The sequence below is a fragment of the Limnobacter sp. SAORIC-690 genome, assembly GCF_002954425.1.
In the GTDB taxonomy this organism is placed as follows: Bacteria; Pseudomonadota; Gammaproteobacteria; order Burkholderiales; family Burkholderiaceae_B; genus Limnobacter; species Limnobacter profundi.
The window spans coordinates 2,380,014-2,398,764 of record NZ_MQVZ01000001.1; the positions used below are offsets into that span (position 1 = coordinate 2,380,014).

The window sequence follows — 18,751 nt, forward strand, 5'->3', positions numbered from 1 at the left end:
ATGAAATACTTCAGCAGCCGTGGGGGCATGGATCCCCAAGATTTCTCTGAAATTTTGCTGGAAGGTTTGGCACCCGATGGTGGTTTGGCCGTGCCTGAGTTTTATCCGCAAGTGGCTTTGCACGTGCTGGAAAGCTGGAAACACCTCAGCTACGGTGAACTGGCATTTGAGGTATTAAAGCCTTATGCCACCGACATTCCAGAAGCCGACCTGAAAGCGCTGACCACCAAAACCTACACCAAGGCCGTGTACGGCACCGAAGAAATTACGCCGGTGCGCGAACTGTTCGATGGCATGAAGGTGTTGGAGCTTTCAAACGGCCCCACGCTGGCTTTTAAAGACATGGCCATGCAGTTGCTGGGAAACCTGTTTGAATACCAGTTGGCTCGCACCAACCGCGAATTGAACATTCTCGGTGCCACCAGCGGCGACACGGGTTCGGCGGCCGAATACGCTATGCGCGGCAAGAAAGGCGTGCGGGTGTTCATGTTGAGCCCGGCTGGCAAAATGAGCGCATTTCAGCGCGCCCAAATGTACAGCCTGCAAGACCCGAACATTTTCAACATTGCCATTGAAGGTTTGTTCGATGATTGCCAGGACATTGTGAAGGCGGTGAGCGAAGACCTTGAATACAAGGCACGCCAGAAAATTGGCACGGTGAATTCCATCAATTGGGGTCGCATTTCTGCTCAGGTGGTGTATTACTTCAATGCTTACCTGCGCACCGCCGAGAAGATAGGCGACCCGGTCAGCTTCGCAGTGCCGTCCGGTAACTTTGGCAACGTGCTGGCCGGTCACATTGCCCGGCAAATGGGCCTGCCCATTCGCAAGTTGATCGTAGCCACCAATGAAAACAATGTGTTGGACGAGTTTTTCAAAACTGGTGTGTACCGCCCCCGCAAATCGGCGGAAACCTACATCACCTCCAGCCCGTCGATGGACATTTCGAAGGCCTCGAACTTTGAACGATTTGTATACGATTTGTTGGGTCGTGATCCCAAGGCCTTGAAAGCTTTGTGGCAAGACTTGGCTGCGAATGGTCAATTCGATCTTTCCGAAGATCCACGTTTCAAGCGGGTTGAAGAAGACTTTGGTTTTCAGTCTGGTTCATCGAATCACCAAAACCGCCTGGACACCATCAAGGAAGTTTTCGCCCGCACGGGTACCTTGATTGACACCCACACGGCCGATGCCGTGAAAGTGGCCCGCGATCTTGTGGAGCCTGGCGTACCTATGGTCATTCTTGAAACCGCCCTGGCGGTGAAGTTTGCGGAAACCATTGAAGAAGCCACTGGCCAAACACCGCCAGTGCCCGCGCAGTTCCAGGGCATTGAAAAGTTGCCTCAGCGGGTTGTTGAAATGCCCATATCCGTTGAACAGGTCAAAACGTTCATTGCCGAGAATACCGGGCTGTAAGCCCACCAAAAGCACATTTCAAACAATCGTTTGCCTGCAAGTAATAGGGTTTACCTAACTTGCAGGTCCAAACGGAATCATGAACAATGGCAAGGTTAAGTAACACCCCGTGAAGCCACTGTTTTGACCTCTCACTCCAACACTGTCGACCTCCCCAAAGTTGCCGCAGGCCAAGGCATAGATGCCCAGCCGAGAAAGGGTTTGTCTGCGCTGGCGGTGGATGATGAGCCCGGCATGCGCCATTTTCTGGAAAAGGCGCTCGAAACCCGTTTTGCCCGTGTAGACACCGCAGGTTCTGTTGAAATGGCCCAAGCCCTGTTCGATGGCCATGACTACAGCACCGTGGTGCTGGATGTGAGCCTGCCTGGTAAAAGTGGCCTGCAATGGTTGAACGAATTGCGCCAGGGGGGCTACGAGGGCGATGTGATTTTAATCACCGGCTATGCCGACATGGACACCGCCATTGGCGCGCTGCGCGCGGGTGCGCAAGATTTCCTGCAAAAACCGTTTCGAATCGACCAGCTTTGGTACGCGCTTGATCGCGCCGCGGATCAAAACCGTTTGAAACGTGAAAACTTTGTGCTGAAACGCGCGGTTTCAAACTTGCAGCAGAATGAACAGGTGATGGTGGGTGAAAGCCCGATTGTGCGCCAACTCCGAAAGCTGGTGGCCAAAGTGGCTCCCACCGATTCCACTGTGTTGCTCACGGGTGAGTCTGGCTCGGGCAAAGAAGTATTGGCCCGAACGCTGCATGGCATGAGCCTGCGCAGTGAGCGGCCGTTTGTGCCAATCAACTGTGGCGCCATCTCTCCAGAATTGATTGAAAGCGAGTTGTTTGGTCATGCCAAGGGCGCTTTCACGGGTGCCAATGAATCCCATCAGGGCTTGTTCTATTACGCGCAGGGCGGCACCCTGTTTCTTGATGAAATTGGCGAATTGCCGCTCAGCATGCAAACCAAATTGCTTCGCGTGCTCGAAGACCGGCGAATTCGCCCGGTGGGCAGCACCAAGGAAGTGGACGTGGACGTTCGTATTGTGGCTGCGACCAACGTAAACCTGGATGTGGAAGTGAAGCGAGGGCGGTTTCGGCAAGACTTGTACTACCGCTTGCAGGTGATGCCGATTGAAATGCCACCGTTGCGCAGCCGCCCCGAGGACATTGAGCTTCTGGCCAATTACTTCATCAAGGTGTTTGCCAAAAAGCTGCGTATTGAACCCCTGAAAATAAGCCCGGACATGCTGGCCCGCCTTCAAGCCTACGAATGGCCAGGCAATGTGCGGGAGCTACGCAACTTCATCGAACGTTCATTGATTCTGGGTTATTTCCCCAAAGAAGATTTGCCTTTGAATCTGGATCTGGATGAACGCGAGCACACTGCTGAAGACCCCCAGAATGAGTCGCTTGAGCAGGTCGAAAAGGCGCACATTCTTCGCGTATTGAACGCCTGCAGTGGCAATAAATCCGAGGCAGCGCGCCGCTTGGGTGTGTCCCGAAAAACACTTGAACGAAAGTGCATGGCGTGGAGCCAAGAATAGGTCAGCGGCCATTTCCGCCACGCGGGCATTTTTGGCCCAGCCACTGGACTGTTAAAACCAAACTGGTTGTTACAGCCTGCATCCCTTTGCTGGTGCTCGTTCCAATTGTGGCAATGCTGGTGTGGTCAGCGGGGCAGGCCGCTTACACAAAAATCCTGATTTCGAAAGTTCGCAGTGATCTGGTACTTGCCCAGCAAGAATTCACCGATGTGCAGGAAAGCAAATCACTGGCTTTGAAATCCTGGTCTGAGAGCGCCTATCTTCGGAATTTGCTGAACCAGCGGGGCGGCAAGCTGAACAACAAAGACCTTCAGGCGCAGGCTGAGCGACTCGGTTTTGCGTACCTGCGTTTGATCAGTCCAACCGGCATGGTGGTGAATTCGTTTCCCCCACGCTTGCCATACATGCTTGACTCCGAGGTACAAAAGTCGGTGAAGTTTCGCGAGTCTGGCAGCTACACCGTGTTGCTCTCGAACAAAGAGCTGATGGATATTTCTCCCGATCTCGCCTCGCGCGCCATACAGGCCATCATTCCCACCTCCAATGCAAGCCCCTCACCCAAAAGCACTGAAGACCGTGGCTTGGTTGTTCAGGTGCTGCAACCTGTTTTCAACAATGGAAACATGTTGGGGTACCTGGAAGGCGGCTTGCTCTTGAACGGTAACCTGGGTTTGGTGGATGAAATCAACAACCTGATTTATTCGCCCAACACCTTGCTGGAAGGCTCAATTGGCACCACCACCATTTTCCTGGAAGATGTGCGAGTGGCGACCACGGTTCGTCGAGACGGAGAGTCGCGTGCGCTGGGCACCCGTGTGTCCGATGTGGTTCGGCAGAGTGTCTTGGGTCGAGGTGAGGTGTGGCTGGAACGCGCATTCGTAGTGAACGACTGGTATGTGGCAGCTTATGCACCACTGCTTAGCCCGGAGGGTGCACGAATCGGCATGTTTTATGTGGGCTTTCTGGAAGCGCCTTATGCCAATATAAAAACCCAGCTGCTGATTTTGTTTTTGTTGGCGGTGGGTGCAGCCATGGTATTGGGCGCGATGATGGTGGTGCGTTTGACATCCGGAATTTTTTACCCCCTTCGCCGCATGAATTACATCATGAGCCTGCAGGAACGTGGCGATACTGCGGCGCGTGTGGGAGATCTTCGCCGTGAAGACGAATTTGCTGACCTGGCCAATCACTTTGATGCGCTGCTTGATCAACTGGATGCACGGCGCAGCGAACTGCTCGGCTTGAATGAGCAACTGGATGAGCGTGTGCGACAGCGAACTGCCGACCTGCAGGCTGCGAATCAAAAACTTCATCAAGCAGTGGAGCAGTTGCTGGCCTCAGAGAAGCTAGCGGCTCTGGGGCAGTTAACTGCGGGTATCGCACATGAGTTCAATAATCCGTTGGCAATCATGATGGGGCATCTGGATTTGATTCGCATTACCCTGAATGATCCGGAAAGCCTGAAAACTGTGCGTTTGCTGGATGAGCAAGTACACCGCATGCGCAACATTGTGCAAAAGCTGCTGCAGTTTTGCAGGCCCGATGAATACGCTTCCTACACCGAAGAAATCAATGTCAATGAAATCATTCAGGACAGTATTCTGTTTGTTCGAAATGAAATTGACATGGCTCGTGCGCAACTGAAGTTTGATTTTTCTGCACAACAAACGGTTCAATTCAGTAAAACTGAATTGCAGCAGGTCATGGTGAATTTGTTGATCAATGCAACCCACGCTCTGGAAGGACAGTTCGATGCGCAATTTGCAGCATTGAACGAAGGCCCCACCATTTTAATAAAAACTGCCGATGTTCGCCTAAGTGACGGACAGCCAGCTGTGCAAATTCTCGTGCAAAACAACGGCGAAGCAATTCCCCCCGATCGTTTGCAGCTTATTTTCAAAATGTTCTACACCAGCAAGCAGGCAGGTCGGGGAACCGGGCTGGGTTTGCCCGTGTCTCGCATGTTGGTGCAACGTTATGGTGGCGATTTGTGGGCCACCAGCCCGGTACTGCCAGAAGTTGAGCCACAATTCGGTGCATGTTTTGAAATTGTATTGCGTTGCAAGGCACGCCCATCCGCGGATATTTTGAAAGAAACAGGTCAGCAACTGCTGTTGATCGAAAAGAAACTGTCAGAAGGAAACTGAAGTGCCCAAGGTGTTTGGCTTTGCCGGATTTTCCGGCGTGGGTAAAACCACATTGATTGAACAGCTCTTGCCCATTCTGATTGGTGAAGGAGTTCGGGTGTCTGTCATCAAACATGCGCATCATGATTTTGACATTGACCGGCCGGGCAAAGACTCCTACAGACATCGCGAGGCAGGTGCCTACGAAGTACTGATTACCGCCAACAAACGTTGGGTGTTGATGCACGAGTTGCGCGACGAAGCGGAGCCCACACTCGAGGATCAACTGGAAAAATTGTCGCCCTGTGACTTGGTCATTGTTGAGGGATTCAAGCGGGCGGATATTCCCAAAATTGAAATTTGGCGCGAGGCCAATGGCAAGCCCATGTTGTATCCTCAAGACCCGAATATTATTGCTGTGGCCTGCGACACCGAAATTGAGTGCCGCGGTTTGCCCATTCTTCCCTTGAATGACCCAGCTTCGATTGCGCAATTCATCTTGAAACGGTTTGTGAATGATTGATTTGAATGACTTGCTTGAGCAGGTGTGGCCCATGGCCACCCAGCAGGCAATACCGACTGAATCTGTCAGTTTGAACGCTGCCCTTGGACGGGTGTTGGCACAGGATGTTCTTTCCAATTTGAATGTGCCGCAACACGACAATAGCGGCATGGATGGTTACGCGGTTCGTTGCGCTGATATTCAACCATCCCGGCTTTTTCGGGTTTCCCAACGCGTGCCCGCAGGTGTCTCTCCCCAACCCTTGCAGCCTGGCACTGTGGCGCGAATCTTTACCGGTGCACCCATTCCTCCCGGCGCGGATTCCGTGGTGATGCAGGAAGACGTGGTGGTGAATGACGATGGCAGCGTTACCTTCAGCGGTTTGCCACAATCAGGGCAATGGATACGGCGCGCAGGTGAAGACATTGCAAGTGGACAGGTGGTGCTGTCCCAAGGCACACGACTCGATGCCATTCATGTGGGCTTGCTTGCCTCCATTGGTGTACCTACCGTGTCTGTCAACAGGCGCTTGAAAGTAGGTGTAATGGTTACTGGCAGCGAGCTTCAAAGCCCGGGTCAGGCTTTACAGCCCGGTCAAATCTACAATTCCAACGAGTATGTGTGGTGCGGTCTTCTTGAGGCCATGCACGCCGATGTGCGCTCGGTAGGTATCGTGCCTGACAACTTCGAGGCCACTTGCGCTGCACTTGAATCGCTGGCCGATTGTGATGCCGTGATTAGCTCGGGCGGTGTGTCGGTGGGTGAGGAAGACCATGTGAAACCTGCGATCGAAAAAGTGGGTCAACTGCGGTCATGGAAAGTGGCCATGAAGCCGGGCAAGCCGATTGCATTTGGCCACATCAATCGACAAGATGGCGGGCAAAGTTGGTTTTTTGGCTTGCCAGGCAACCCTGTTTCCAGTGCAGTGGCTTTTCAACTGATCGTGAAGCCTTTTTTGAGTTTGCTGGAAGGGCAAGGCCACGCGGAGGTGGATTGGCGCCTGCGCGTACGAAAAGTGCAGGCTGCGTTTTCCTGGTCTGCCCCAGACACCCGCCGTGAGGAATTTTTGCGAGCAGAGGTACAATCGGACGAAGCCTCTTTGTTTGAAAACCAGAGTTCAGGTGTTTTGACCTCCCTGGCCCGGTCGAGTGGTTTGATCAGGCTTGCCAAGGGGCAGGTGGTACACCCGGGTGACTGGGTGGATTACGTGTCGTATCAGGATTTGATGAAATGAAAGTAAAAGTGCGGTTTTTCGCCAGTTTGAAAGAACAGTTTGGGCAGGATAGCCTCGAGGTAAACTCGGCATTTTCGCCAGCAACTGTGGGTGGTTTGCGCGCTTATTTGTGTGCTGAGTACCCTGGTTTTGCCAAAGCTGTTTCAGAAGTCGGGCGTTTGCGTGCGGCGGTGAACCAAGACATGGCCGACGACGAAACCCCGGTGGGCGAGCAGGCTGAGGTTGCCTTTTTTCCGCCTGTGACAGGGGGTTGAAATGAAACGCTCCAAGGTGTTGGTTCAAGAAAATGACTTTGACGTGACTGAGGAAATTCGGTGCTTCGCCAGGGTTTGCCCGAAATTGGTGCAGTGGCCACTTTTATTGGCACTGTGCGCGACATCAATGACAACAGCACCGTAAGAGCCATGACACTGGAACATTATCCGGGCATGACTGAGAAAGCACTTGAGAATATTCTGAAGGTTGCAGACGAGCGGTTCGAAATCACCTCTGCCATGATTATTCACCGCGTGGGCCCTTTGTATCCGGAAGACCAAATCGTGTTTGCTGCCGCCACCAGCGAGCACCGTCAGCAGGCGTTTCTTGCTTGTGAATTCATCATGGATTACTTGAAAACCGAGGCTCCTTTCTGGAAAAAAGAAGACACACCCGAAGGCGCGCGCTGGGTGTCTGCCCGTGACAGTGACGACACTGCCAAAGAGCGTTGGGAACAAACGCAGTGAATGCGCTCAGTGCACTGGCTGTGTTTGTTGGGGCCGGCCTGGGTGGGGTGGGGCGGTATGGGCTTGGTATTTTGTTGGCCCAACCCGCCTGGTTGCCCTTTGCTGTAGGTACGCTTGCCGTGAATTTGATAGGTGGCTTTTTGGCTGGAGCACTGTTTGCAACCGTGGGGTCCGCTTGGCTGAAGTCCAACCCCTTGGGATTGTTTCTCATGACAGGCGTGTTGGGTGGCCTTACCACCTTCTCGGCTTTCACCGCCGAAGGCGCTAATCTGTTATTGGACAAGCCTTTGCTAGCCATGGGTCACGCCCTCGTTCATGTGCTGGGGTGTTTGGCTGCATTTTACTTGGCAGGAAAGTTGTTTGGTCTTTTCGGCCAATAAAACCGGTTCTTACGCGGCTTAATGTTGTTCCCAAGGCAGCCCGTGAAAACGCCAGCCATTGATGCTTGAGCGCTGGTGAAGGTCATTCTTGTCACCTTCAAATCCTTCCAGCACATTGATTGCATGCTCAAAGCCATGCTTGGCCGCCAAAGTCGCCGCGTGGTGTGATCTGGCCCCGCTTCGGCAGATGAAAAGCACGGGTTGGTGTTTTTCAACCCGTGCCTCAATTTGGGCAATGAAATCGGTATTGCGTATTCCGTCGGGATAATTGTTCCACTCGACGTGAAAAGACCGGTCTTCTGAAAAACTCACTTGTCCAACCCAGTCCAGCTCGGCATCGGTTCGCACATCGATCAACACAGCGTTTTCATTGGTATTCAGCAGCTCCCAAGCCTCTTTTGGGGTTAGCGCACCCAAATAGCCCAGCCCTTTTTCAGAGGCGTATTGTTTGGCCAGTTCGATTAACTGTTCTGAAGTGGATGCCATGAACGCGTAGACACGAGTAATTTATTGATGAGTATATTGTAATACAAGCATTCGATCGATTAGGCTAAATACTTATTTGCACTACTACGGTGCATTACGCACAAATATGGTGCAAAAGTGGAAAGGTGATTCAAAGGAACTCGCCTGAAACCTTGATCTGAGGTTACTCACTTCTTGGTATGGTCTTTGCTTTATCCCTCCACGTTGAAGATTGAATTCACGCTGAGCGTCATATATAGCGGCATCGAACGTGCTATTGTTTCGCTTAAATTGAAGAGTTCAAATCAGAATTTTTTTAGATCATTATTCCACCTCACGTACCAGGAGATTTTCAATGGCGACCGCCCAAGATGTAATGAAGATGGTTGCGGAAAATGAAGTGAAGTTCATTGACTTCCGCTTCACCGACACCAAAGGCAAAGAACAGCACGTGTCTGTGCCAGTTAAGATGTTTGACGACGACAAGTTCGAGTCTGGCCACGCATTTGATGGCTCTTCCATCGCCGGCTGGAAAGGCATTGAAGCCTCTGACATGTTGTTGATGCCCGATCCTGATACAGCTCGCATGGATCCTTTCCGTGAAGAGCCCACCCTGATTTTGACTTGCGACGTAATCGAGCCAACTGACGGCAAGGGTTACGACCGCGATCCACGTTCCATCGCACGTCGCGCCGAAGCCTACTTGAAGTCCTCTGGCCTGGGCGACACTGCCTACTTCGGTCCAGAACCCGAATTTTTCATTTTCGACAGCATCACCTGGGGTGATGAAATGTCGGGCTGTTTCTTCAAGATCAAGTCTGAAGAAGCTTCATGGTCTACCGGTATTGACTACGAACACGGTAACCTGGGCCACCGTCCCACTGTGAAAGGTGGCTACTTCCCCGTGTCACCAACCGACTCTTTCCAGGACATTCGTTCTGAAATGTGTCTGTTGCTGGAACAGCAAGGCGTGCCCGTTGAAGTGCACCACCACGAAGTGGCTGGCGCAGGTCAAAACGAAATCGGTACCATGTTCTCCACGCTGACCAAGCGTGCTGACTGGACACAAATTCTGAAGTACACCGTGTGGAACGTGGCTGCCAGCTATGGCAAAACAGCCACATTCATGCCCAAGCCAATGTGGGGCGACAACGGTTCTGGCATGCACGTTCACCAATCAGTCTGGAAAGACGGTGTGAACCTGTTTGCTGGCAATGGCTATGCAGGCCTGTCTGATTTCGCCCTGTACTACATCGGCGGTATCATCAAGCACGCTCGTGCCTTGAACGCGATCACCAACCCATCCACCAACTCCTACAAGCGTTTGGTGCCTGGTTACGAAGCACCGGTGAAGTTGGCTTACTCTGCCAAGAACCGTTCCGCTTCTATCCGCATTCCACACGTGGCCAATCCAAAAGGCCGCCGTATTGAAGCGCGTTTCCCAGATCCCATGGCCAACCCTTACCTGGCATTCTCTGCCTTGTTGATGGCTGGTCTGGACGGTGTTCAGAACAAGATTCACCCAGGTGAAGCAGCAACCAAGAACCTGTATGACTTGCCTCCAGAAGAGGACGCATTGGTACCAACCGTGTGCCACAGCCTGGAACAGGCTTTGGAAGCTCTGCAAGCTGACAACGAGTTCTTGACTCGCGGTGGCGTGTTCAGCAAGGAAATGATTGATGCATACATCGAACTGAAGATGGAAGAAGTCCAGCGCATGCGCATGACTCCACACCCCATCGAATACGACATGTACTACGGCCTGTAATTCCGACCGTACGCATTAATCGAATGTGAAAGTGGCCCTGTACTGATCAAGTGCAGGGCCATTTTTCATTTTCAGTTATTTGTAAAGAACCTAACCCGTCTGGTATCAGCACTCGCCTTCAATGGGGAGGGGCTACTGCAGGGGATCAAGTATCATGAAAGTCGTCCGGAATTTTGTAGAGATGCAATCATGGTGAAGTCGAGCGTAATTCAATATTCACTGATCGTCCTGGTGTCGGGGCTTGTTGCCGCTCCCAAGGTACAAGCCTTGGGAACCGAGATGTTTGTGTGCACAGGTACAGACGGTGTTCGAACCTATCAAAATTCCGATGGTGGCAACGGCTGTGTGCCTTTGAATCTGAACCCTATTACCGTAGTGCCGGCCCCGCGTTCAGCCTCGAAAAGTGGTGGGATTTCCGAGCCAGCTTCGGGGGGGAACTCAGGTCGACGTGCCACGGCGGCTTATGACAATCGCTCGGCTGCTGACTTCAATGCCAAGGACGATCGCATGAAAATTCTGCAGGAAGAATTGCGCATTGAAGAAAGCAAGTTGAAGTCTTTGCAAGACGAATACAAAAATGGGCAGCCTGATCGTTTGGGCAATGAAAAAAATTATCAAAAATATTTGGACAGGGTTTCGCGACTTGAGCAAGAAATCATGGTGACCAATGACAATATTGAAATACTTAAAACTGAATTGATTCGGCTGTCAAAATAGCGTTTTTGAATTCAGCCGCATCGCCATGAGGATGAAGTGAAAAAAGAACGGTTTCAAGGTCTGGAGTTGTTGGCCACAGCGGTGGTGGTAAGTAATCCAGAAGGTGTAGTGCTATACGCCAACTTGTCTGCAGAAACATTGCTGGAAGTATCCAGGCGCAGCCTGGACGGGCAGGCACTGGCAGCTTTGTTCGTCGAGGCCAGTGCATTTCGGGAGTTTCTCAACAAATCCCACGCCGATCCCTTCGGCGTGAAGCGGCAGGTATTCGAGTTGATTCGACCCAGCGGCACTTCTGAGCATGTTCACGTTACGCTGTCTTGTCCCGATGGTGCCAACGGAGTAACCATCATTGAATTGCGTGAAATTGAGCAGCAGTTGAAAGTAGACCGTGAGGCCCGGATGATGGACCAGTCTTTGGCCAACAAAGAACTGATCCGCAATTTGGCGCATGAAATCAAAAATCCTCTGGGAGGTATTCGTGGCGCAGCCCAGTTGCTTGAAATTGAACTGCCTTCGCCTGAACTGAAAGAATACACACAGGTGGTGATCAAGGAGTCGGATCGTCTGCAAACCTTGGTTGATCGCCTGCTTGCTCCGCACCGTAAACCCCACATTGTGTCCATGATGAATATTCATGAAGTGTGCGAGCGTGTGCGTTCGGTGATTTTGGCTGAGCACCCCAAGGGCTTGAAATTCATTCGAGACTACGACATTTCGATCCCCGAGTTCTTGGGCGATCTGGAGCAGCTCATTCAGGCAATCCTGAATATAGTGCGCAATGCTGCACAAGCTTTGGCACCTCAAATCGCCGAAGGCACTGCGCAAATAACGCTATGCACCAGAGTGGTGCGTAGGGTAACCTTAAACCGCAAGCAACACAGGCTGGCATTAGACTTGCAAGTGATCGACAACGGACCCGGCATACCTGCTGAGATCATGGAAAGAATTTTTTTCCCGCTGGTTTCTGGGCGTGAGGGTGGCAGTGGTTTGGGCTTAACGCTGGCCCAAACTTTCGTGCAACAACACGAAGGCATTATTGAATGCAGCTCCACACCGGGAAGAACACTTTTCAAAGTCACATTGCCGCTGCAGTTTGATCACGCTACCAGCTGAGCGGTTTTAAGGAACCACAATTAATGCGTCCAATTTGGGTTGTTGATGATGACCACTCCATTCGTTGGGTCTTGCAAAAAGCAATTTCCCGCGAAGGTATTCCTTGCGAAATTTTTTCTTCAGCCGCCGAAGTATTAGAACGACTTGAAACCGAAGTACCCCAAGTACTGGTCTCGGACATACGCATGCCGGGGCAAAGCGGACTCACGTTGTTGTCCAAGGTGCGAGAGCTTCAGCCCGATTTGCCCGTCATTATCATGACGGCTTACTCCGACCTCGACAGCGCGGTGTCTGCTTTCCAGGGGGGCGCGTTCGAGTACCTGCCCAAACCCTTCGACATTGAGAAAGCGGTTGAGTTGATTTTGCGCGCAGTGCGTGAATCTCAAACCGAAGAATTTGTTGAAGAAGCCGATTCCAGTGCGCCAGAAATTCTGGGCCAAGCGCCTGCCATGCAAGAAGTTTTTCGCGCGATTGGCCGTTTGTCCCAGTCCAATGTCACGGTACTGATCACCGGCGAGAGCGGGGCCGGCAAAGAGCTAGTCGCCCGTGCCCTGCACCGCCATAGTCCGCGCGCTTCAAAACCTTTTATCGCACTGAATACGGCAGCCATTCCCAAAGACCTGCTTGAATCCGAGTTGTTTGGCCACGAGCGCGGTTCTTTCACGGGTGCGCAAGCTCAACGACAAGGCCGGTTTGAGCAGGCCGAGGGTGGAACCCTGTTTCTCGATGAAATTGGTGACATGCCTGCCGAATTACAAACCCGCCTGTTGAGGGTTTTATCCGACGGGCATTTTTACCGTGTTGGCGGGCAACAGCCCATCAAGGCCAATGTGCGGGTAATCGCTGCTACGCACCAAAATCTGGATGAACGCGTCAAGCTTGGCATGTTCAGGGAAGACTTGTATCACCGTTTGAACGTGATTCGTCTTCGCTTGCCACCACTGCGGGAACGTCAGGAAGACATTCCCATTCTTGCCAAGCATTTTTTGAATGTGTCTGCCCGGGAATTGGGTACCGAAACCAAGCGTCTGTCGGATTCAGCCATTCGAATCATCAGTGAATTTCCATTCCCAGGCAATGTGCGCCAGCTGGAAAACGTGTGCCGCTGGATCACCGTAATGGCACCTGCCCAACTGGTTGAGGCACGTGACTTACCCCCAGAGCTGAAGGCATTCCAGAATGGTGGTACCAATGCACTGGAGAAAATGGCGGGGAATTCCCCAAGCCCCAATCTTTGGCTTGCCGAAAGTGGCTCGGTATTGCCTGCAACAGGTACACCGGCTTTGCAGACCAGTTCGGGCATGTCCGCTGGCAAGTATCCAGTAGATACGGCTTCAACCGATGCTTTCTCCAATCCGCCCGTACCGGCAGGCAGCGCCAGCTGGCTGGAGCTGCTTTTTATTGAGGCCGAGAAAGCCCTGGAAAGCGGACAGCCTGATGTAATGGACGCATTGACCGCACAGTTTGAAACCACCATGATTCAAGCGGCTTTGAAAGCCACCCATGGCAAACGGATTGAGGCAGCCCAGCGTTTGGGAATAGGGCGCAACACCATTACCCGGAAAATTCAGGACCTGAATATTGATGTCAAAGACATTGATTGAAAGTGTTTGAAGCGCCCCAAAAAAAGCCTCTGCATGCAGAGGCTTTTTTGTTGTACCCGGCGGGGTGAATTACATGTTCTTGACCTGAAACTTCTTCAGAATATTGGACAGGTCAGTGGCTACTCCCTTCAGGCCTGACACTGCATTGGACGCACGGCGAGCCATGTCCAAATTGCCTTCCGAAAGTTGGGCAACCACTTCAACCTGGTGACCAATACTTTCCGAGGCCTGGTTTTGCTCAAGCAGCGCCGCGTGAATGTTTTCAACCGAATGGGCCACAGCCGAGGAATCGGCTGTGATCTGGTTCATGGCCTGGCCTGCGCGGTCTACAAGCTCAACACCTTTTTTCACGCTTTCTACAGCCATGTCCATGTTGTTAACGGCCACGCCAGAGCTGTTTTGAATGGCCTCAATCATGCCGTGAATGTCATCGGTCGACTTGCGAGTGCGCTCTGCCAGCTTGCGCACTTCATCGGCCACCACCGAGAAACCACGACCCTGTTCACCCGCGCGTGCAGCTTCAATGGCTGCATTCAAGGCCAGAAGGTTGGTTTGTTCAGCTATGCCTTTGATAATCAGAGCGATTTCAGAAATTTCCCGGGATTGTTCGCCGAGTTGTTGAATCACATCGGCTGTGCCTTGCACATTCTGTGAAATTTTATGCATTTGTTGAGTGGCGGAATTAATCGCACCCAAACCATCGTCTGCCAACTGGCGTGCCTTGTTGCTTACATCTTTGGCTTCAGTGGCCGATTCGCCAACGCTAGAAATTGACGAAGACATTTCCTCAACCGCAGCCGCCATGCCTGAAGCCGCATCGCTACCAGAAGCGGCGCCTTTGCTAAGCTCTTCACTGGTTTGAACCAGGTCCTCAGAGGCCTCTTGAACTTGGTCGGTGCTGCGTTTTACGGCACCCAAGGCCTGTTCCATGCTTTCGGCCATGCGGTTCATGCTGCGGGCCAACAGGCTGATTTCGTTTTTGGTGGCCACGCTGCCGTTGGTCACTTCATCGCTGGCACGTGCAGTCATATCACCGTTGCCCAGTTTCAAAGCCAAAGCGGTCAGTACCTTGGTTGAGCTGGTCAAACGGCTTGTGACCCAGTAGAGGGCAAGCGCGATGATGGCAGAGGCAATCAGACCCATGATCACCATCATGCCCGACATGGCGTAAATGGTGCTGAACATCTCGGAGGTAAGCGCAGGTGCGACAATGGCTGCACCGCCCCACTGGGGTACTTTCGTGAATGCTACAAACTCGGTGCGGTTTTCGCCTGATTTCGGGTCGTTCCAGCTAATTTGGGTAATGCCGCTGTCTTCTTTTGTAATTTTGTCGAGCAGGCCTTGTAAATCAGATTCTTTGGCAGCAAGTTCCTTGAACTCATCACCCTTGAATTGTGAGTGAATCATCACTTTGCCTGCATTGGCACCCGTGGTGTACAGCACGTAGGGAATGCCGGTTTCACCAATGCGCGTGCTCAACACCGCGTTTTGTACATCAGCAAACAGGTTGGTCATGTCAAAACCAATGTACAGCACCAAATCGTGTTGACCATTTGTACTTTTAATTGGCAAGTACTTCGACATGTAGCGCTTACCGAATAATAGCGCTTCACCCACGTAGGTTTCGCCTTTAATTATTTTGGCGTAGCTGGGGTGGCTTCGGTCCAGCTTGGTGCCCACGGCACGGTCACCATTTTCTTTTTTCAGGCTGGTTGAAATTCTCAGGTAGTCGTCACCCGTGCGAACAAACACGGTTGCTATGCCGCCTGTCATTTTTGTGAAGTTATCCACCACATCGTAGTTGCCGGTAATGAAGGTGGAGTCCAGGGTTACCATGGGCCCGTCAATTTCAGGCGTAATCGAAATCTGCTGTTCAGGGTCAACTATCAACTCGCCGTTGAACTCAATCTCAAACAATTCTGCCAATTGGGTTACAGAACTTTCTGACAGCTTGTAGGCAATGTCCATGGTTTGTCGCAAACCCTCGGCCTGGGTAGATACGGCGCGTTCGGTTCGGGCTGTGGCTGCATTGAAGGTGTACGCGGCCGTAATGCCGACCAAGCTCAATACAATCAGTGCCACCAAAGCGGCGCTGGTAAAGCTGATCTGTTTGGAAAGGGGCAGAGTCTTTAGGTTCATGGTGCGAAGCGATTGGGAAGGTTATGAACAGCTTCGATCATCGCATCGCCTACCCCTTGCTAATTGCCTAATTAGAGGGGTAAATCGCCTGTTTTACCAAGGTGTTCCCCCTTTTGAAGGGGGGTGAGTAGTGGCTATCTTGAGAGGGTTGCCACGGCAGGGGCATGGTCCGAGGGTTTTTCCCATTTGCGCGGTGCGCGGTCAATCACACTGGCAGTGCAATGTTCGGCCAAAGGTTTTGACAGCAAAACATGGTCGATTCGCAAGCCCTTGTTCTTTTGAAAACCCAACATGCGGTAATCCCACCAGGAAAAGGTTTTCTCGGCCTGCTCAAACAGCCGGAAGCTATCAACCAGACCCAAGCCCAGCAGTGTATTGAAGCGAGTGCGCTCATCATCCGAGCACAGCACTTGGCCCGCCCAAGCCTTGGGGTCATGCACATCACGGTCGTCGGGGGCGATGTTGTAATCACCTACCAAGGCCAGTTTTGGGTATTTGGCCAACCAGGTCTCACAGTCTTTCAGCAAGGCATCAAGCCAGGCTTTCTTGTACTCAAACTTGTCCGAGCCCACCTCCGAGCCGTTCACCACATAAGCGCTAATGAAACGCAGATCTCCGAACGAAGCGGCAATTACGCGCTTTTGCTCATCAGGGAAGCTGGGCAGGTTAACCTGCACATCTACCGGTTCGGGCATGGTGGCTTTCTTGTACAGAATGGCCACACCGTTGTAGGTTTTCTGGCCAGCAAATACCGCACCGTACCCGGCAGCTTCTAGTTCAGTCACGGGAAAATTGTCGTCGGTCAGTTTCAACTCTTGCAGGCCCAGCAAATCGACAGGGTTGGTCTCAAGCCATTGCAACATATGTGGAAGGCGCACCTTGAGCGAGTTCACGTTCCAGGTGGCCAGTTGAATGCTTGCTGCTGCTTGATCTGTCATTACGCTGCCTGCCTGTTGTCGACCATGCCCGTGTGGCGAAGCAGGGCGTCGATGCTGGGCTCTCGGCCACGGAAGGCCTTGAACGATTCAGCCGCAGGGCGGCTGCCGCCCACCGACAAAATCTCTTCCAGAAACTTTTTGCCGGTTTCCGGGCTGACTACACCGTTTTCTTCGAACATGGCAAAAGCATCGGCCGACAAGACTTCAGCCCATTTGTAGCTGTAGTAACCCGCTGCATAACCACCCGCGAAAATATGGCTGAACGAATTGGGGAAGCGGTTGTAGGCTGGCGGGACCAGCACTGCCACTTCTTTGCGTACTTGGGCCAGCAGTTCAAGAATATTTGCGTCGCTGTGCGGGTCAAATTCGGTGTGCACAAGCATGTCAAACAGCGAGAACTCGATTTGACGCAGTGTCTGCAAACCGCTCTGGAAATTCTTTGCGGCTACCATTTTGTCAAACAGGGCCTTGGGCATGGGTTCGCCTGTGGTTTCATGTGCGGTGAGCGATTCAACCACACTCCATTCCCAGGCAAAGTTTTCCATGAATTGAGACGGCAATTCCACCGCATCCCATTCCACGCCGTTGATGCCGGCTACGTCCAGTTCATCCACGCGAGTCAGCATGTGGTGAATGCCGTGCCCGAACTCATGGAACAGGGTTTGTACATCATCGTGTGACAACTGCGCAGCTTTACCTGCTGCCGGTTTGGTGTAGTTACAGGTGAGGTAGGCCACAGGTGTTTGAATGCCTTGCTCGGTGCGCTTGCGGCCGCGTGCGTCGTCCATCCACGCACCTGAGCGTTTGCTGGCTCTTGCGTAGGGATCGAGGTAGAAATGCGCAATGGCTTTGCCTTCTTTTTGTACTTCAAAGAAGCGCACATCCGGGTGCCAGGTGTCGGCTTGGGCTTTCACTATTTGCACACTGAACAATTTTTCTGTCAGCTTGAACAGACCCTCCAGCACGCGGTCCTCCTGAAAGTACTGGCGTACTTCCAGATCACTGAAGGCGTATTTTTTTTCTTTCAGCTTTTCGGAGGCATAGCTCATGTCCCAGCTTTGAAGATCGTCCATTCCCAACTCGGCTTTTGCATATGCTTTGATTTCTTCCAGATCACGCAGCGCGAATGGCTTGGCTTTCATCGCCAGTTCCCGCAGAAAATTGACCACTTCGTCGGGTGTGTTGGCCATTTTCGGGACCAAGCTCAGTTCACCAAAATTCTTGTAACCCAGCATTTGGGCTTCCTCAAGGCGAAGTTGCAGCAGTTCGCGAATCAGGGCTGTATTGTCCAGTTCGGCCGGGCCAAATTCGGAGGCTCGTTTGGCATAGGCTTCATAAAGTGTTTCACGCAATTCACGCTTCTCGGCGTACTGCAACACTGGAAAATAAGAGGGAAATTGCAAAGTAAATTTGTAGCCTTCCTTGCCTTCCGATTTTGCAAGTTCCTCGGCCGCTTGCACCGCATATTCAGGAATGCCTGCCAAATCAGCTTTGTCGGTCACGATCAATTCAAAGGCATTGGTGGCGTCCAGCACATTCTCGGAAAACTTGGCCGTTATGGCGGCCTGACGGTCTTGAATTTCCGCGTAACGTGGCTTTTGGTCAGCTGGCAATTCAGCGCCACCCAACTTGAAACCACGGATTGAATTGGCCAATACCTTCAGGCGTGCCGGCGTGAATTGTTTGGCGGCATCGCTTTGCTCAACGGCCTTGTAAATTGCATAAAGGCGCTCGTCTTGCCCAACCATGGTCCAGAACTCGGTGGTTTTGGGCAGGCAAGCGTTGTAGGCTGCGCGCAGCGCTTCGGTGTCCGCCACAGAATGCAAATGCCCAACCACGCCCCACGCTCGGCTCAGTTGTTCGCAGGCGATGTCGAGCGGTAACAGGGTTTCTTCCCAAGTGGCGTGTTCAGGTGCAGTGCTGGCTGTCACTTCCAGCTGTTTTTTTGCCGCAGCAAGCAGCGTGTCAATGGCGGGTTCCACGTGCTCGGTTTTGATGTCCGAAAAACGGGGCAGTCCGGAAAAGTCGAGTAGGGGATTGTTCGTGTCCATTTTCATGCTCATGGTCTTGGGGTCCTGCTAAAAAATTCTG

At 52.3% G+C, this 18,751-nt stretch carries 15 protein-coding genes and 1 pseudogene; 12 read left to right on the forward strand and 4 right to left on the reverse strand.

Annotated elements, in window-relative coordinates; all coding sequences use genetic code 11:
- From thrC to BSZ31_RS11395, 8 genes and pseudogenes are all read left to right on the forward strand, one after another.
- The gene (thrC, locus tag BSZ31_RS11360) at positions 1–1,416 is read left to right on the forward strand and encodes a threonine synthase (RefSeq protein WP_105028849.1); all 1,416 of its coding nucleotides are present in this window, start codon (positions 1–3) and stop codon (positions 1,414–1,416) included.
- 123 nt (positions 1,417–1,539) lie between these two features.
- Positions 1,540–2,952 carry a sigma-54 dependent transcriptional regulator gene (locus BSZ31_RS11365; RefSeq protein WP_105028850.1) on the forward strand — a complete coding sequence of 471 codons (1,413 nt, stop codon included), beginning with the start codon at positions 1,540–1,542 and terminating at the stop codon, positions 2,950–2,952.
- Positions 2,937–5,099 carry a cache domain-containing protein gene (locus tag BSZ31_RS11370; protein ID WP_105028851.1) on the forward strand — a complete coding sequence of 721 codons (2,163 nt, stop codon included), beginning with the start codon at positions 2,937–2,939 and terminating at the stop codon, positions 5,097–5,099. The genes BSZ31_RS11365 and BSZ31_RS11370 overlap by 16 nt, the downstream gene beginning before the upstream one ends.
- Before the next feature lies 1 nt (position 5,100).
- Positions 5,101–5,601, forward strand: coding sequence for a molybdopterin-guanine dinucleotide biosynthesis protein B (gene mobB / locus BSZ31_RS11375; protein ID WP_105028852.1), 501 nt, complete (start codon positions 5,101–5,103; stop codon positions 5,599–5,601).
- Positions 5,594–6,814, forward strand: a complete 1,221-nt coding sequence (gene glp / locus BSZ31_RS11380; protein ID WP_105028853.1) for a gephyrin-like molybdotransferase Glp — start codon at positions 5,594–5,596, stop codon at positions 6,812–6,814. The genes mobB and glp overlap by 8 nt, the downstream gene beginning before the upstream one ends.
- The gene (gene moaD, locus BSZ31_RS11385; RefSeq protein WP_105028854.1) at positions 6,811–7,068 is read left to right on the forward strand and encodes a molybdopterin converting factor subunit 1; all 258 of its coding nucleotides are present in this window, start codon (positions 6,811–6,813) and stop codon (positions 7,066–7,068) included. The genes glp and moaD overlap by 4 nt, the downstream gene beginning before the upstream one ends.
- Before the next feature lies 1 nt (position 7,069).
- Positions 7,070–7,536: pseudogene (moaE, locus tag BSZ31_RS11390) on the forward strand (molybdopterin synthase catalytic subunit MoaE).
- Positions 7,533–7,916, forward strand: coding sequence for a CrcB family protein (locus BSZ31_RS11395; RefSeq protein ID WP_105028855.1), 384 nt, complete (start codon positions 7,533–7,535; stop codon positions 7,914–7,916). The pseudogene moaE and the gene BSZ31_RS11395 overlap by 4 nt, the downstream one beginning before the upstream one ends.
- Before the next feature lie 18 nt (positions 7,917–7,934).
- Here the strand turns inward: BSZ31_RS11395 and BSZ31_RS11400 are convergent, their stop codons facing one another.
- Entirely contained in the window at positions 7,935–8,402 is a 468-nt protein-coding gene (locus BSZ31_RS11400; RefSeq protein ID WP_105028856.1) for a rhodanese-like domain-containing protein, read from the reverse strand.
- A 334-nt stretch (positions 8,403–8,736) separates the two neighbouring features.
- Between BSZ31_RS11400 and glnA the strand changes: the two genes are divergently transcribed.
- The 4 genes from glnA (at position 8,737) to ntrC (ending at position 13,583) form a co-directional block, all read left to right on the forward strand.
- Positions 8,737–10,149 (forward strand): type I glutamate--ammonia ligase, encoded by a 1,413-nt coding sequence (gene glnA / locus BSZ31_RS11405; protein WP_105028857.1) that lies wholly within the window; start codon positions 8,737–8,739, stop codon positions 10,147–10,149.
- Between the two features lie 189 nt (positions 10,150–10,338).
- Positions 10,339–10,866, forward strand: coding sequence for a DUF4124 domain-containing protein (locus BSZ31_RS11410; protein ID WP_105028858.1), 528 nt, complete (start codon positions 10,339–10,341; stop codon positions 10,864–10,866).
- Between the two features lie 36 nt (positions 10,867–10,902).
- Positions 10,903–11,979 carry a nitrogen regulation protein NR(II) gene (gene glnL / locus BSZ31_RS11415; RefSeq protein ID WP_105028859.1) on the forward strand — a complete coding sequence of 359 codons (1,077 nt, stop codon included), beginning with the start codon at positions 10,903–10,905 and terminating at the stop codon, positions 11,977–11,979.
- A 23-nt stretch (positions 11,980–12,002) separates the two neighbouring features.
- Positions 12,003–13,583, forward strand: coding sequence for a nitrogen regulation protein NR(I) (ntrC, locus tag BSZ31_RS11420; protein WP_105028860.1), 1,581 nt, complete (start codon positions 12,003–12,005; stop codon positions 13,581–13,583).
- A 69-nt stretch (positions 13,584–13,652) separates the two neighbouring features.
- On the opposite strand, the gene BSZ31_RS11425 is transcribed toward ntrC, so the two are convergent.
- The 3 genes from BSZ31_RS11425 to BSZ31_RS11435 form a co-directional block, all read right to left on the reverse strand.
- A complete protein-coding gene (locus BSZ31_RS11425; RefSeq protein WP_105028861.1) occupies positions 13,653–15,722 on the reverse strand; it encodes a methyl-accepting chemotaxis protein in 2,070 nt (689 codons plus the stop codon).
- Between the two features lie 134 nt (positions 15,723–15,856).
- On the reverse strand, positions 15,857–16,660 hold the full coding sequence (xth, locus tag BSZ31_RS11430; protein ID WP_206018597.1) for an exodeoxyribonuclease III: 804 nt from the start codon (positions 16,658–16,660) through the stop codon (positions 15,857–15,859).
- Positions 16,660–18,723: a M3 family metallopeptidase gene (locus BSZ31_RS11435; protein WP_206018598.1), complete on the reverse strand. Its 2,064-nt coding sequence runs from the start codon at positions 18,721–18,723 to the stop codon at positions 16,660–16,662. Before BSZ31_RS11435 ends, xth begins: the two co-directional genes overlap by 1 nt.
- Between the last annotated feature and the right edge of the window lie 28 nt (positions 18,724–18,751).